Raw genomic sequence first — 15,309 nt, forward strand, 5'->3', positions numbered from 1 at the left:
TCAGGGGGCCGGCGTCCGCGCCAGCGGCACGTCGCTCGGCGCGGCGCCGGCGGCGGCGGGATCGGTTTCGACGAACCGCACGCTCAGCGCGCCCTTGGCCTGCGCCAGCCGCTTCGGATCGATCGGCATGCTCACGCTGCGCTGGTCGACTTCGGGATAGGCTGCGATGCCCTTCATCGCCGCGATCGGCTCGGCGCGGCCCGCCTCGCGCAGTTCGAGCGTGCCATAGACCGAACGGGCGCCGCTGCGGCCGAGCGTCACCGTCACCTGCGGCGCGGTCGCCGGGCCTTCGAGCTTGGCGGCGCTGAGCTTGGCCGCGCCCGCCACTTCGCCGATGCGCACGATCAGCGGGATCGCGACGCCGTAGATCGGGGTGAGCTGGATCGACATGCCGTCCGCCGTGGGGGTGGGGGCGGTGCTGCTCGGCACGTCGGGCGCGTCGGGCACGGCGCGGAACAGCAAGTGCGCGCGATATTCACCGGTCGCCAGGCCCGGCGGCGCGCGCACCCCGATCCGCACCGTCTGCGACTGCCCCGGCGCGAGCGTGATCTTGCGCGGCGCATAATTGAGCATGTCGAGCGCGGCCGCCTCGCTCGGGCGTGCCTCCGCCTCGTCGACCGGGCGGATCTGCCCGGCGGCGTCCATCCGTCGCAACACCAGCGAGATGCGGTAGGTGGTCGTGCGCTGGCCGGTGTTGCTGACGATCACCTCGCCACCGCCGGCGCCGCCCAGCACCAGGCGGGTCGGCGCGACGAGCAGATCGCCTTGCGCGCGCGCGGGGGTGGCGACGGCGAGGCCCAGGGCCAGCGCCGCCAGCATGAACAAGCGGAACATCGGGGTTATCCTTGTGCTGGCCGCGCGCGGCCTATTGATAATTGACCGAGACGGTGAACTGCCCGGTATAGGTGCCCGCCGCCTGCGATGCGCCGACACTCAGCGTGCCGCCGACGCGGAACGGATTGGCCCCGGCGACCAGGGTGATCGTCCGCGTCTGGGTGGCGAGCGCCACGCTCATCCGGTTGGTGCCGCTCGTCAGCTGGATCGTCGGCGTGTCGATCGCGACGACGACGGTTTCACCCACCGTGCCGGTGACCGCGAACGCGGCGCCGGTGGTGGTGCCCAGGCAGCGCAGCGCCGCCGGGCAAGTGCGCGTGCCGTCTTCGGCGACGACGACGCTGCCCGCCGCCGTGCCAGCGACCACGCGCCCGAAGTTCAGATCGGCGGTCTTGCTGACGGTGATCGCCTGAAGAATGCGCACCGACACGTCGCCGGTCGCGGTTTGCGCCGCGGCGGGCGCCGCCATGGCCGACAAGCCCAGCCCGGCCAGGCCGAGCATCATCAATTTCTGCATCGTTCCACACCCCAAATATGTGGCCGACATCGGGTCCAGCGCGTCGGCTTGGGGCAGCTATGGGCGCGATATGGTTATCATTACGCTAACCGTACCGAGTTTCTACGGGGCTATCGGCGGTTCAGAGATAGTCGAGCACCACCAGATACGCGCCGCGATAATCCCCGGCGGGCTGGTTCGCGCCGATCGAGAGCGTTCCGCCCACGGTGAAGCGAGTCTGCCGCCGGCCGCCGAGCAGCAGCAGCGTGGTGGCGGAAGGCGTGATGCGGACGCCGAGCGTCGCCCCGCCGGTCGCGCGCAGAATCGTCGGCGCGACGGTCACGGCGACCGCGTAATCCTTGGGTCCGGTCACGTAGAAATCGCCCGCGCGCGCGCCGCTCAAACATTGCACCCCGGCGCAGCGGACATCGCCATCGGGCGTGACCGTGACTTGGCCCGCCCGGCTTCCGGCCACGATCGCGCCGAAGCTCAGCGCGACCCCGGCTTGCACCTGCGGCGCGCGGCGTTGCGCGGCGGCGGGGGGCGCGACCAGTGCGGCCAGCACCAGGGCGGGGAGCAAGGCTGGCGGCGGGCGCAAACAAAACGCTCTGGTCATGGTGGCTTCCAGCACCACCATGCCAGAGCGGCAAGGCATTCACCAGTAGGCGCCGGCGCGAACCGCGGCAGGGAAGGGACGGCGAGTGCCGCGCCGGCTAGCCCGTGGTGAAACGCGGTTACTGGTAGTTGACCGAGACGTTGTACTGGCCGGTATAGGTGCCCGCCGCCTGGTTGGCGCCGACCGAGAGCGAGCCCGCCACGCGGAAGCTGCCGGTGCCGCCCGCCAGCGTCAGCGAGCTCGTCGCCGTCGTCAGCGCGACCGCCATCGACTGGGTGCCGTTGCTCAGCTGGATGCTAGGCGTATCGATGCCCACCGACACGGTTTCACCCGCGGCGCCGGTCACGTTGAACGCGCCTGCGGTGGTGGTGCCATAGCAGTTGAGGCCGGTGCCGCAGGTGCGGGTGCCGTCTTCGCCAACCGCGACGGTCGCCGCGCTGGCCGAGGCAACGACGTTGCCGAAGTTCAGGTCGGCGGCCTTGGTGACCGTGATCGCCTGGAGGATCTTGACCGTCGCATCGCCCTGCGCGGTTTCGGCATGAGCCGGCATCGCCAGGCCAGCCGCCAACACCCCGGCGACGCCGAGCAGCTTGAAATTCACCTTCATGTGCAAAACCCCTAAAGCAAATTCGAAGAAGCCGGCCCCAGCGACCGACAACCCCGGTATAACTACGGGGGATTACCGACAGGGTTAGAGACTCTGGTTAAACACGTGCTTACCATCATTTGATGGTCGGCGGCACACCAGGTGTGATTTCGTGGCTTGTTGCTATTGATATTGCAGATCGAGCACGTAGCGGCCGGTATAGGCGCCGGGCGCCTGGTTGCCCGCGATCGTCAGCGTGCCGCCGACGCTCAGGTCGCCGGTGCCGCCGCGCAGCGTTACCTCGCGCGCCGACACCAGCGGGCGCAGGGCGACCGATTCGCCGCCCGGACCCGCCAACGCCACGCTTTCCGAAATGCCGATCGCGACGACATCATCCGATCCCGACAGCCGGAAGCGTGCCGCCTGGCCGCGCGACGCGCAGATCATGCCGCCGGTGCAGCTGAGCGCGCCATCGGGCGACAGCGTCATCACGCCGCCGGTGGCGGAGGGCAGCACTCGCCCGAAATCGAGCGGTTCGGCCTGTTCGGCCGATGCGGCGCGCAGAATCACGACGCTCGCATCGGCCGAAACGCTCGATCGCGTTTGTGCTGCCGCGCTGCTGGAAAACGCGGCGGCCACGATCAAGAAGGGCAACGACACCGAGGGGTTTGGAACGATGTTGCTGCCTCTCATGGCCGAAGCGTTAGCCTCGACTCATCGGTAATTACGTAAGCAGATAGCCTGAAGCGGAAGTTAAGCATCTTTTGGAAATCCGCGCCTTCCCCAATTTGGGGGGGCGCTCCTCCCTCCGGCTGCCACCCAAGCGGGGCGCCCACAAGCCGCGAAAAACACGGTTCCGACCTTCACTTGCACCAAATCAAGAAAATCTATTACAAAATTGCAGAAAATTGCGGCATGTTGATCGTTCGTGCCGGCCGCCGCCGGACGACAGGGGCAACGACCCCTATTCAGGGAGACTGTGGGGATGACCAAATTCGGGTTCGCGCTTGCGGCGAGTGTCGCGCCCTTGGCGCTGGCGATGCCGGCGGCGGCACAATCACTGCCCGCTGCCGCCGAAGAGCAGGAAGCCCCCGCCCAGGACGTGATCGTCACCGGATCGCGCGTTCCGGGCCGCACCGTGGCTGACAGCCCGGTGCCGATCGACGTGATTTCCGCCGAATCGCTCAGCCGCAGCGGCCAGACCGAGACCAACAAGCTGCTCAACCAGCTCGTCCCCTCGTTCAACTTCCCGCAGCCGTCGCTGACCGATGGCACCGATTCGCTGCGCCCGGCGACGCTGCGCGGCCTGGCGCCCGATCAGGTGCTGGTGCTGGTGAACGGCAAACGGCGGCACCAGTCGGCGCTGATCAACTTGAACGGTTCGGTCGGGCGCGGCTCGACCGCGGTCGATCTGAACGAGATTCCGCCGATCGCGATCGACCGGATCGAGGTGCTGCGCGACGGTGCCTCGTCGCAATATGGCTCGGACGCGATCGCCGGCGTCATCAACCTGCAACTGTCGAAGCGGCCAGGGGTGAGCGCGAGCGCGACCTATGGCCGCTATGTCACCACCTTGCCGGGCGTTTTCCAGGTGGCGGGCGTGGCGCTCGCCGCCAATGGCCAGCCGCAGATCCTAACCCCCGGCGGTGGCAACAACGACATTCTGCGGCTGAACAACGGCCCCGAAGTGACGCGCGACGATGGCGGTACGCTCACGCTCGCCACGCGCTTTGGCTTGCCGATCGGGCCAGACGGCTATTTCAGCTTCTCCGCCCAGTTCCGTGATCGCAACCCGACCCAGCGCTCGGGCGCCGATCCGCGCCGGCAATATCCGCTGGTGGGCGGGCTGAGCGATCCGCGCGAGCTGACGATCGATCGCTTCACCCATGGCTATGGCGATGGGCAGGTGACCGATTACAACCTGTTCTTCAACGCCGGCGCCAATCTCGGCCCCGATCTGCAGGTCTATGCCTTTGGCAGCTACGGCATCCGCGACGGCATCGGCGCGGGCTTCTATCGGCGCGCGAACGACGCGCGCAACCGCGATTTCTCCGCCTCCACCACCACTTTCGTGCCCTATTACCCCAACGGCTTCCTGCCCCGCATCAAGAGCATGATCGAGGATGCGTCGGGATCGATCGGGATCAAGGGCGATGTCGCGGGGTGGAATGGCGATCTGTCGTTCACCGCGGGCTCGAACCGGCTCGATTACCAGACGATCGACAGCTTCAACGTCTCGCTTGGTGGCGCCAACTCGCCGCAGCGCTTCGACGCGGGCGGGCTGTTCTTCCGCCAATCGACCGTGAACCTCGATTTCAACCGCAAGTTCGATATCGAGGGGCTTTCGAGCCTGGGCGTCGCGTTCGGCGGCGAATATCGCAACGAGAATTTCGCGATCCGCCAGGGCAGCGTCGCAAGCTATATCAACGGCCCCTTTTCGGCGGCGCCGTTCAATGGCGCGGGCGGGGCGCAGGTGTTCCCCGGCTTCCGTCCCAACAACGCGATCGACGTCTCGCGCCGCAGCTATGCCGGCTATGTCGAAATCGATGTCGACGTGACCAAGAATTTCGTCGTCCAGGGCGCGGGCCGGTTCGAGACCTATTCGGACTTTGGCGAAACCTGGAACGGCAAGATCGCCGCGCGGTGGGAGATCATCCCCGGTATCGCGATTCGCGGCTCTGTCTCCTCGGGGTTCCGCGCGCCGAGCCTCGCGCAGCAATTCTTCGCGACCACCTCGACCAACAACACGGTGGTCAACGGCGTCGCGCAGCTGATCGAAGTCGGCACTTTCCCCGCGACCAGCCCGGTCGCGACCGCGCTCGGCGGGCGCCAGCTGCGCCCCGAACGCGCGCTGAACATCGCCGGCGGCATCACCTTCACCCTGATCGACGGGCTCAGCATCACCGCCGATTATTATAACATCCGCATCAACGACCGCGTGCTGCTGACCGAGAACCTGACCGGGGCGGCGGTGGTCAACCTCCTTACCGGGGCGGGGATCACCAATGTCACCTCGGCGCGCTTCTTCGTGAACGGCGCGGATACGCGGACCCAGGGCGTCGATATCGTCGGCAGCTACCGCGTGCCCGAGTTCGGCGCGGGCAAGTTCACGCTGACGGCGGGCTATAACTACAACAATACGAGCATCATCAATCGCGCGGTGCTGCCCTCGCTGCCGGGCATCGTGTTGTTCGGGCGCCAGGAAAGCTTCCGCCTGACCGACGGCCAGCCGCGCTCCAAGCTCAACCTCGCGCTCGATTGGGAACTGGGCAAGTTCAGCGCCACCGCGCGCACCAACCGTTATGGCACGGTATGGACCGCGTCCAACGGCGCGCTCACCGCACCGCTCGGCACGGTCGCGGGCGATTTCCAGCTGACGCCCAAATGGGTCACCGATTTCGAGCTGCGGTATCGGCCGACCGGGCCGCTGCTGCTGGCGGTGGGATCGGACAATATCTTCGACGTCTATCCCGATCGCCTGCCCACCGGCGACGCGGCGGGGGCGCCGGGGTTCACCCCGAACAGCTATTTCCTGCCGTACAGCAACCTGTCGCCGTTCGGCTTCAACGGGCGCTTCGTCTATGGCCGGGTGGCGGTGAACTTCTGATCGGGGGCTGACGGCAGCGGCGGCAGGAACAGCCAGGCGAGCGCGGAGGCGGCGAAGCTCGCCGCGCCGATCAGGAAGATCGTGCCGCGATCGGCGAGCATGGGGGCGAGCGCGCCGAGCCCCAGGCTCGCCACCAGTTGCGGCACGACGATCGCCAGGTTGAACACGCCGAGCAGCAGCCCCAGCTGGCGGGCGTCGGCGCGATCGGACAGGATCGCATAGGGCAGGCTGACCATCGCGCCCCAGCCAACCCCCGCGATCGCCAGCCACAGCCACAGCGCCGGCGGGCTCGCCACGAACAGCCCGATGGCGGCAAAGCTCAGCGCCATCAGTAGCAGTGCCGCGGCATGGACGTGCGCGCGCCGAAAGCGCCGCGTCGCCGGCCCGAGCAGCACGAGCGGCGCGAGCGCGCCGACCGCGTTGAAGCTGAGCAGCCCGAGCGCCGCCACCCGCCCGAGCTCATCGGCGCCCAGCGCCGGCATCCGCTGCTGGAGGAACGGCGTGAGGAAGATGAACAGGCAATAGGCGCCCAGCCAGCTGAAACTGTGCGCCATCACCACCTTGCGCATCACGATGCGCTGATCGTCCCCCCGCGCGCCCAGCGTCGGCACGGCGGCGAGCAGCACCGCGAGCCCCGTGAATGCCATCAGCGCCGCGATCGGCGCCTTGATCCCCAGCCCGTGCAGGATCAGCAGCAGCGCGACCAGCGCCGCCATCGGGCCGAGCGGGGCGGCGCACGCGATCACCAGCCGCGCGTCGAAGGTTAAACCGCGCGCGCCCGGCGCCCCGCGCTGTTCGCGCAGCAGCAAGGTGGGGATCACGCCCAGCGCGAGAATCAGCGGCGGGGCGATCATCACCAGCGCCAGATTCCCCGCCCAGGCGCCGAACGCATAAGCCGCGACGCTGAACCCGCCCGACAGCGTCTGCATCCAGACAAACCCGATCGAGCGTTCACGCCCCTCCGCGGTCAGGTCGGCGATGATCGCCCGCGCGGGATTGAGGCCGATATTCACCGCCAGATCGAGCAGCAATGTCACCCCGATCGCGACGCCGATAACGCCCGCCACCCCGAGCGCGCTCGCGATCATGTCAAGATGGGGCAGCGCCAGCAGCGCGGCGGCCGACGCGCTCACGCTCACCAGCAGGAACGGGCGCCGCCGTCCGCCCAGCCACCAGACGCGGTCGCTCCAGGTGCCGACCAGCACCTGGCCGATGATCCCGGCGATCGGCCCCGCCGCCCACACCATGCCGATCTGGTCGATCGCCAGCCCATAGCGCGTCGCCAGCAGCCAGCTGAGCACCGACACTTGGACCGAGAGCGCCACGCCCAGCGCCGCCGCCGGCAAGCCGAGCAGCACCGCCGGTGGCATGCGCGCCGGCTTGGGTTGCGTAAGCAGCATTGTTCCTCCCCCGCGGCACTTGGTGGCCGCTTGCGGGCAAAGCTAGCAGCTTGAGGGCTGGCGCAAAGGGGCCATTGCCGGGCGCGCCGCCTCGAACGCGGCGATGGCCGGTTCGGCGCGCAGGGTGAGCGCGATCTCGTCGAGCCCGGTCATCAGGCTGTCGCGGCGGAACGGATCGAGCGCGAAGGCGAAGCGGTCCTGGAAGGGCGTGGTCACCGTCATTGTCTCAAGGTCGATCGTCAGCGGCGCCTCGGCCGCCACCGTCATCAGCCGCGCGACGGCATCGGCGGGCAAGGCGACGGTGACGATGCCGTTCTTGAACGCGTTGCTCGCGAAAATATCGGCGAAGCTCGGCGCGATCACCGCGCGAATGCCGGCATCCGCCAGCGCCCAGGCGGCGTGCTCGCGGCTCGATCCGCAGCCGAAATTCTCGCCGGCGATCAGGATCGGCGCACCGGCATAGCGCGGATCGGCGAGCGGACTGCCGGCTTCGGCGCGCATCGCCGCGAGCGCGTGGACGCCGAGCCCTTCGCGCGCGGTGGTCTTCAGATGCTCGGCGGCGATGATCGCGTCGGTGTCGATGTTCGCGCGCCCCAGCGGGCAGGCGGTGCCGGAGAGGCGGGTGATGCCGTTCATGCGAATTCCCGCACATCGGCGAGGTGGCCGGCGATGGCGGCGGCGGCGGCCATCGCCGGGGAGAGCAGATGCGTGCGCGCGCCCGGTCCCTGGCGTCCGGCGAAATTGCGGTTGCTGGTGGAGGCGCAGCGCTCGCCCGGCGGCACCTTGTCCGGGTTCATCGCGAGGCACATCGAGCAGCCGGGCTCGCGCCATTCGAAGCCCGCCTCGGTGAAGATGCGGTCGATCCCCTCGGCCTCCGCCGCGCGCTTGACCAGCCCCGAGCCGGGGACGACCAGCGCCTGCTTGATGCCGGGCGCGATCCGCCGCCCGCGCACGACTTGCGCGGCGGCGCGCAGATCCTCCAGGCGGCTGTTGGTGCAGCTGCCGATGAAGATATGCTCCACCGGCACATCCTGCAGCGCGGTGCCGGGAGTGAGGCCCATATAGGCGAGCGCGGCGCGGGTGCCGGCGGGATCGGCGGTCGCGTCGGGGTCGGGGACATGCCCGGTGATCGGCGCGAGCTGATCGGGCGAGGTGCCCCAGGTGACGACCGGGGCGATCGCGCTCGCATCCAGGCGGACGCTCCCATCGAACGCAGCGCCGGGGTCGGTCACGAGGGTTCGCCAGCGCGCGACCGCCTGCTCCCACGCCTCGCCCCCGGGCGCGCGCGGACGGCCTTTGAGATAGTCGAACGTCTTGTCATCGGGCGCGAACAGGCCCGAGCGCGCGCCCGCCTCGATCGACATATTGGCGATCGTCAGCCGCCCCTCGATGCTCATGGCGGCGAAAGTGTCGCCGCGATATTCGATCACCTGGCCCGCGCCGCCGCCCGCGCCGAGCCGCGCGATGATCGCGAGGATCACATCCTTGGGCGAAACGCCGTGGCCGAGCGTGCCTTCCACGCGCACCTCCAGCGTCTTCGCGGGGCGCAGCCAGAGGCATTGGGTGGCGAGCACATGCTCCACCTCGCTGGTGCCGATCCCGAAGGCGAGCGCGCCGAGCGCGCCATGCGCCGCCGTATGGCTATCACCGCAGACGAGCGTGGTGCCCGGCAGGGTAAAGCCCTGTTCGGGGCCGATGACATGGACGATCCCCTGTTCGGGCGCGGTGGCGGGGATATAGGGGATGCCGAAATCGGCGACATTGGCCTCAAGGGCGGCAAGCTGCGCCGCGCTCGCCGGATCGGCGATGGGGAGCGGGCGCCCGGCGGCGTCGGTCCGCGCGGTGGTCGGCAGGTTGTGGTCGGGCACCGCCAGCGTCAGATCGGGGCGGCGGACGCGGCGCCCGGCGGCGCGCAAGCCGGCAAAGGCCTGGGGCGAGGTGACTTCATGCACAAGATGCCGATCGATATAGAGCAGGCAGGTGCCATCCTCGCGCCGGGCGACGACATGATCGTCCCAGATCTTCTGGTAGAGCGTGCGCGCCGTCATGCCGCGGCTTCCAGCGTCGTGGCGGCGAAGGCGGTGCGGATCGCGGCGCCCAGCTCGGCGGTGGTCGCCGCGCCGCCGAGATCGCGGGTGCGGCAGCCGCCAAGCACCGCCGCCTCGATCGCGGCGTGCAGCGCGCGCGCCGCCGCGCCCTGGCCGAGCGCGTCGAGCAGCATCGCTGCGCTCGCGATCGCGCCTGCCGGGTTGGCGACTCCCTTGCCGGCGATGTCGGGCGCCGAGCCGTGGATCGGCTCGAACAGGCCGGGACCGCCATTCCCCAGGCTCGCCGAGCCGAGCAGGCCGATCGAGCCGGCCACCGCCGAGAGTTGATCGGAAAGAATATCGCCGAACAGATTTTCGGTGAGGATCACGTCGAAACTCGCCGGCCGGCGGACCAGCTCCATCGCGGCGGCATCGACATAGAGGTGATCGAGCGTCACGCCCGGGTATTCCGCCGCCACCTGCCTCACCACCCGCCGCCACAGCCGCGAGGTGGCGAGAACGTTAGCCTTGTCGACGAGCGTCACCCGCCCGCGCCGGCCCCGCGCCGCGCGGAACGCGACATGGGTGACGCGGGCGACTTCGGCGGCACTATAGGCGCAAAGGTCGCTCGCCGCCTCGGGGCCTTCCTCGCGCGCGCCGAAATAGAGGCCGCCGGTGAGTTCGCGCACGACGAGAATGTCGGTCCCTTGCGCCAGTTCGGGGCGCAGCGGCGAAAGCGCCTCCAGCCCGGGAATCACCCGCGCGGGCCGCAGATTGGCGTAGAGGCCGAGGGCGGCGCGTAAAGCCAGCAACCCCGCCTCGGGCCGTTGCGGTGCGTTGTCCCAAGCCGGCCCGCCGACCGCGCCCATCAACACCCCGTCCGCCGCGCGGCAGGCGGCGAGCGTCGCCTCAGGAAGCGGCGTGCCGCAGGCGTCGATCGCGGCGCCGCCAAAGGGGTGCTCGCTCAGCTCGAGCGCGAACCCGCCTTGATCCGCCGCCAGCCGCAGCGCGGCCACCGCCTCCGCCGTCACCTCCGGGCCGATGCCGTCCCCCGGCAGCACCGCTAGTCTCATGCCGCGCGCGCCTGCCCCGCCGCGCCCAGCGCGCGCACCGCTTCGGCGTTGCTGAGCGCATCGACGAAGGCGCTGACGCAGCCCGGCACGATGTCGCGCGCCCGCGCGCGTCCGGTGAAGCGCTCGCCGCCGGTCTCGATCGCTATTTCCACCAGCACCTTGGCGCCTTGCCCGTCATCGCCGGGATCGGTGGGATCAGCCGCCAGATATTGCATCTCCAGATGCTCGACCCGCGCGGGAATGCCGATGATATGGCTCACCGCGAGGAACGCCGCGTCCAGCTCGCCCGGGGCGGCGGCGACATCGGTCACCTTGCCGCGCTCGCCATGATCGAGCTCGACGCGGGCGACCGGCTGGGCGGTGGCCGACACGGGCGCGCGAATATCGACCTTGCTCAGCCGCCACAGCCGGGGCGGGCGGCCGCTTTCCTGCGCGCCGAGCAGCGCGAGCAGCCGCGCGGTATCGACCGTGCCGACCTCGTCCGCCACCGCCTTGAACGCGGTGAACAGCGCGTCGAGCTTCTCGCCATCCAGCGCATAGCCGAGCGCGCGGGCGCGCGCGGCGAGCGCATGGCGCCCCGAATGCTTGCCGAGGACGATCCCGTCGGTCGCAAGCCCGATATCTTCCGGTTTCATGATCTCGTACGTCTCGCGGTTCTGGAGGATGCCGTGCTGGTGGATGCCCGATTCATGGGCGAAGGCATTGGCGCCTACGATCGCCTTGTTGCGCGGCGGCGGGGTGTTGGTGGCCTGGGCCAGCGCGCGGCTCGCGTTCATCAATTGCGGCGTGTCGATCGCGGTCGTGACGCCGAACGCATCGGCGCGGGTTTTCAGCGCCATCACCAGATCTTCCAGCGCGCAATTGCCCGCGCGCTCGCCAATGCCGTTGAGCGCGCATTCCACCTGGCGCGCGCCGCCCTTCACCGCCGCCAGCGAATTGGCGACCGCCATCCCTAGATCGTCATGGCAATGCGCCGAGAAAATCGTCCCGGCGGCGTGCGGCACCGCGCCCAGCAGATAGCGGAACAGCGCCTCGATCTCGTCGGGCGTCGCATAGCCGACCGTGTCGGGCACGTTGAGCGTCGTCGCGCCTTCCGCCGCCGCCGCCGCGAGCGCCTCGACCAGGAAGTCGCGCTCGGTGCGGATCGCGTCCTCGGCGGAGAATTCCACGTCGTCGCACCGCTCGCGGGCATAGGCGACATTGGCGCGGATCTCGCTCAGCACCTGCTGCCGCGTCATGCCGAGCTTGTGCTCGCGGTGGATCGGGCTGGTGCCGAGGAAGACATGGACGCGGCGGCGGCTGGCGGGGGCGATCGCGGCGAGTGCCGCGTCGATATCGGCACGCCGCGCGCGGGCGAGCGAGGCAATCACCGGCCCCTCCACCTGCGCGGCGATGGCGCGAATCGCCTCGGCCTCGCCCGGGGAGGCGCCGGCGAAGCCCGCCTCGATCACATCGACGCGCAAAGCCGCGAGCGCGCGCGCGACGCGGAGCTTGGCATCGGGCGTCATCGAGAAACCCGGCGCCTGTTCGCCATCGCGCAAGCTCGTGTCGAAAATCCGTACATGGCTGTCCGTGCCGGTCATGCGCGTGGCCCTTCGCTCAGAACTTCGATGTGGTGGATGCCGTGCAGCCGGCGGAGCTGGCGATCGAGCGTGTGCGGGCAGCGCCCGGCGTCGCGCGGCGCGAGATCAAGCGCGATCCGCGCCGGCGCCCCGCTTTCCATGCGGATGCCGGTGAGCGCGAAGCCGCGTCGCTCGATCAGCGTCAGCAGCCGGGGCACCGCGCCCTCGGCGGGATCGAAGGCGATGGCGAGGGTGACGCTCATCGCTCCATCATCCGGATATTGGGGCTGTTCGGCGGCACCAGCGGCCACACATTCGCGCGCGGGTCGATCCGCGCCTGGCACAATATCGGCCCGCGCGTGCGCAGCAGCCGCTCGATCGCGCCCGGCACCTCGTCGCGCCGGTCGATCGTGAATGCCTCGATCCCGAACGAGCGTGCAACCTCGGCGAAATCGGGATTGTCCGACAGATCGACTTCGGAGAAATTCTCGTCGAAGAACAATTCCTGCCACTGGCGGACCATGCCGAGCTGGGCATTATCGAGCAGCAGGATCTTCAGCGGCAGCCGGTAGCGGCGGATCGTCGCCAGCTCCTGAATGTTCATCATGATCGATCCGTCGCCCGTCACGGTGATGACGGTCGCCCCCGGCTCGGCGAGCAGCGCGCCGATGCCCGCCGGAATGCCATAGCCCATCGTCCCCAGCCCCGCGCTCGTCAGATGCGCTTGCGGGCGGGCGAAGCGGCAATGCTGCGCGACCCACATCTGGTGCTGGCCGACATCGCAGGTGAAGATCGCCCCCGGCCCCGCCGCCTCGGACAATTGGCGGAGCAGCGCCGGGGCGTAGATGCCCTGGCCCGGCGCGTCATAGCGTGGCGCCCAGTCGGCGCGCCAGCGGTGACACTGGGCGCGCCACAGCTCGGGCGCGGGGGCGCCGGGCAGCGCGTCGAGGATATTGTCGATCGGGCCGGCCAGGCCGACGCTCGCCGCGCGCAGCTTGCCGATCTCGGCCGGGTCGCCGTCGATGTGGATGATCCGCGCGTTCGGCGCGAAGCCGTCGAGCTTGCCGGTCGCGCGGTCGTCGAAGCGTGCGCCGACGCAGATCAGCAGATCGGCGCGATCGACCGCGACGTTGGCGGCGCGGTGCCCGTGCATCCCGAGCATTCCCAGGAAATCGGGGTGGTCGCCGGGCAGCGCGCCAAGCCCCTTGAGCGTCGCGACGGCGGGAATGCCGGTCCGCGCCTGGAACGCGCGCAGTGCGCGCTCCGCCCCGGCGATGCCGACGCCGCCACCGATGTAGAGCAACGGCGCCCGCGCCCCGGCGATCAGCGCCTGCGCGGTGGCGAGAGCGTCGGTGCTGGGGCACGGACGCGGCGCGCGCTGGATCGCCGCCGGGCGCGGCTCGATCAGCGCGGTCGCGATATCCTTGGGCAGGTCGATCAGCACCGGACCCGGGCGCGGCCCGCGCGCGATCTCGAACGCTTCGGCCACGATCTGCGGAATATCCGCCGCGTCGCGCACCAGAAAACCATGTTTGGTGATGGGCAAAGTGATGCCGAGAATGTCGATTTCCTGAAAGGCATCGGTGCCGATCAGCGGCGTCGCGACTTGGCCTGTGATCGCGACCACGCCGACGCTGTCCATATAGGCGTTGGCGAGTCCCGTGACCAAATTGGTCGCGCCCGGGCCGGAGGTGGCGATGCAGACGCCGGGCTCGCCGCTCACCCGCGCATAGCCATCGGCGGCGAGTGCCGCCGCCTGCTCGTGGCGCACCAGGATATGGTCGAACGCCGCGCCCGGCAGCGCATCGTAAAAGGGCATGATCGCCCCGCCGGGATAGCCGAACACATGCCGCACGCCCTGCGCCTCCAGCGCCTGGACGAGCGCCTGCGCACCGCTGACGAGCGTGGGCGCGGCGGTGCGCGGCGACGGGGCGGCGAGACTCGCCATCACGCCGCCTTGGTGCTCGGCGCGGCGGCGAGCCACGCCATATGCTGGCGCAACCGCGCGCCCACCTGCTCGATGGGCTGGGCGCGATCGGCCTCGAGCAGCGCCTGGTAGCGCGGCTTGCCCGCCTCGTTCTCGGCGATCCATTCCTGCGCGAAGCGGCCGGTCTGGATGTCGCGCAGCACCGAGGCCATGCGCTGGCGGGTCTCGTCGTTGATCACGCGCGGGCCGGAGACGAAATCGCCGTATTTGGCGGTTTCCGAAACAAACTCGAGCATCTTGCTGAGGCCACCTTCATAGATCAGGTCGACGATCAGCTTCAGCTCGTGCAGGCACTCGAAATAGGCGACCTCGGGCTGGTAGCCGGCGTCGGTCAGGGTGGTGAAGCCGGCGGTGATCAGCTCGCTCACCCCGCCGCACAGCACTGCCTGCTCGCCGAACAGATCGGTCTCGGTCTCTTCGCGGAAGGTGGTTTCGATCGCCCCGGCGCGGGTGCCGCCGATGCCGTGCGCATAAGCGAGCGCGCGGGCGCGGGCACCCCCGGTCGCGTCCTGATTGATCGCGAACAGGCAGGGGACGCCGCCGCCGCGCTGATATTCGCGGCGCACCAGATCGCCCGGCCCCTTGGGCGCGACCAGGATCACATCGAGATCGGCGCGCGGCGCGATCTCGCCATAGAGTACCGAAAAGCCGTGCGCGACGAGCAGTGTCGTGCCCGGCGCCGCGTGGGGGGCGATCGCCTCGGCATAGAGGCTGCGGTGCGCCATGTCGGGCGCCAGCAGCGCGATCAACTCGCCGGTGGCGGCGGCCTCGGCCGGGGTGCAGGTGGAGAAGCCATCGGCGCGGGCGCGCTGTTCGGCGCGGCTCGCCGGGCGCGCGCCGATCGTCACGCGGTGGCCCGAATCGCGCAGGTTGAGCGCATGGGCACGCCCCTGGCTGCCATAGCCGATGATCGCGATCTGCCGCCCGGCGAGCGCCTGGGGCTGGGCATCGGCATCGGTGAATAACTTGGTCATCGGGTTTCCCTTTCGCGCAAAAGAAAACCCCCGCTCCCTGGTGGGGGGCGGGGGCCTGTTGGTCTCTGGTTGATCTTCTCAGAGCAGGTCGCCGCGTCCCCTTGCGAGGCTAAGTACGAGGCGGATGCTAAGGAGGCGCGCGCGACG

14 protein-coding genes are annotated in these 15,309 nt (G+C 69.7%); 1 reads left to right on the top strand and 13 read right to left on the bottom strand.

The annotated features are described in order from the left end of the window. The 5 genes from K2X73_RS01360 to K2X73_RS01380 form a co-directional block, all read right to left on the bottom strand. Positions 1 to 834: a hypothetical protein gene (locus K2X73_RS01360; RefSeq protein WP_294107858.1), complete on the bottom strand. Its 834-nt coding sequence runs from the start codon at positions 832 to 834 to the stop codon at positions 1 to 3. 31 nt (positions 835 to 865) lie between these two features. Beyond that, on the bottom strand, positions 866 to 1,351 hold the full coding sequence (locus K2X73_RS01365; RefSeq protein ID WP_294107860.1) for a DUF4402 domain-containing protein: 486 nt from the start codon (positions 1,349 to 1,351) through the stop codon (positions 866 to 868). 121 nt (positions 1,352 to 1,472) lie between these two features. Next, positions 1,473 to 1,910 carry a DUF4402 domain-containing protein gene (locus tag K2X73_RS01370; RefSeq protein WP_294107861.1) on the bottom strand — a complete coding sequence of 146 codons (438 nt, stop codon included), beginning with the start codon at positions 1,908 to 1,910 and terminating at the stop codon, positions 1,473 to 1,475. Between the two features lie 154 nt (positions 1,911 to 2,064). Beyond that, positions 2,065 to 2,553 (bottom strand): DUF4402 domain-containing protein, encoded by a 489-nt coding sequence (locus K2X73_RS01375; protein WP_294107863.1) that lies wholly within the window; start codon positions 2,551 to 2,553, stop codon positions 2,065 to 2,067. A 162-nt stretch (positions 2,554 to 2,715) separates the two neighbouring features. Next, on the bottom strand, positions 2,716 to 3,225 hold the full coding sequence (locus K2X73_RS01380) for a DUF4402 domain-containing protein (protein ID WP_294107866.1): 510 nt from the start codon (positions 3,223 to 3,225) through the stop codon (positions 2,716 to 2,718). 292 nt (positions 3,226 to 3,517) lie between these two features. On the opposite strand from K2X73_RS01380, the gene K2X73_RS01385 reads away from it, so the two are divergent. Continuing rightward, on the top strand, positions 3,518 to 6,139 hold the full coding sequence (locus tag K2X73_RS01385) for a TonB-dependent receptor (RefSeq protein ID WP_294107868.1): 2,622 nt from the start codon (positions 3,518 to 3,520) through the stop codon (positions 6,137 to 6,139). On the opposite strand, the gene K2X73_RS01390 is transcribed toward K2X73_RS01385, so the two are convergent. From K2X73_RS01390 to ilvC, 8 genes are read right to left on the bottom strand one after another with little or no spacing between them, the layout of a single operon-like run. Continuing rightward, on the bottom strand, positions 6,112 to 7,539 hold the full coding sequence (locus tag K2X73_RS01390) for a hypothetical protein (protein WP_294107869.1): 1,428 nt from the start codon (positions 7,537 to 7,539) through the stop codon (positions 6,112 to 6,114). The two genes, K2X73_RS01385 and K2X73_RS01390, sit on opposite strands and share 28 nt — an antisense overlap. A gap of 42 nt (positions 7,540 to 7,581) precedes the next feature. Then, on the bottom strand, positions 7,582 to 8,175 hold the full coding sequence (leuD, locus tag K2X73_RS01395) for a 3-isopropylmalate dehydratase small subunit (protein ID WP_294107870.1): 594 nt from the start codon (positions 8,173 to 8,175) through the stop codon (positions 7,582 to 7,584). After that, a complete protein-coding gene (leuC, locus tag K2X73_RS01400) occupies positions 8,172 to 9,587 on the bottom strand; it encodes a 3-isopropylmalate dehydratase large subunit (protein ID WP_294107872.1) in 1,416 nt (471 codons plus the stop codon). The genes leuD and leuC overlap by 4 nt, the downstream gene beginning before the upstream one ends. Further along, positions 9,584 to 10,639 (bottom strand): 3-isopropylmalate dehydrogenase, encoded by a 1,056-nt coding sequence (leuB, locus tag K2X73_RS01405; protein ID WP_294107876.1) that lies wholly within the window; start codon positions 10,637 to 10,639, stop codon positions 9,584 to 9,586. The genes leuC and leuB overlap by 4 nt, the downstream gene beginning before the upstream one ends. Beyond that, a complete protein-coding gene (locus K2X73_RS01410; protein ID WP_294107877.1) occupies positions 10,636 to 12,222 on the bottom strand; it encodes a 2-isopropylmalate synthase in 1,587 nt (528 codons plus the stop codon). The genes leuB and K2X73_RS01410 overlap by 4 nt, the downstream gene beginning before the upstream one ends. Then, the gene (locus tag K2X73_RS01415; RefSeq protein WP_294107879.1) at positions 12,219 to 12,464 is read right to left on the bottom strand and encodes an ACT domain-containing protein; all 246 of its coding nucleotides are present in this window, start codon (positions 12,462 to 12,464) and stop codon (positions 12,219 to 12,221) included. The genes K2X73_RS01410 and K2X73_RS01415 overlap by 4 nt, the downstream gene beginning before the upstream one ends. Beyond that, positions 12,461 to 14,149 (bottom strand): acetolactate synthase 2 catalytic subunit, encoded by a 1,689-nt coding sequence (ilvG, locus tag K2X73_RS01420; RefSeq protein WP_294107880.1) that lies wholly within the window; start codon positions 14,147 to 14,149, stop codon positions 12,461 to 12,463. The genes K2X73_RS01415 and ilvG overlap by 4 nt, the downstream gene beginning before the upstream one ends. Then, positions 14,149 to 15,162, bottom strand: coding sequence for a ketol-acid reductoisomerase (gene ilvC / locus K2X73_RS01425; RefSeq protein ID WP_294107881.1), 1,014 nt, complete (start codon positions 15,160 to 15,162; stop codon positions 14,149 to 14,151). Before ilvC ends, ilvG begins: the two co-directional genes overlap by 1 nt. Positions 15,163 to 15,309 lie beyond the last annotated feature (147 nt).

It is taken from the genome of Sphingomonas sp., from assembly GCF_019746665.1.
In the GTDB taxonomy this organism is placed as follows: Bacteria; Pseudomonadota; Alphaproteobacteria; order Sphingomonadales; family Sphingomonadaceae; genus Sphingomonas.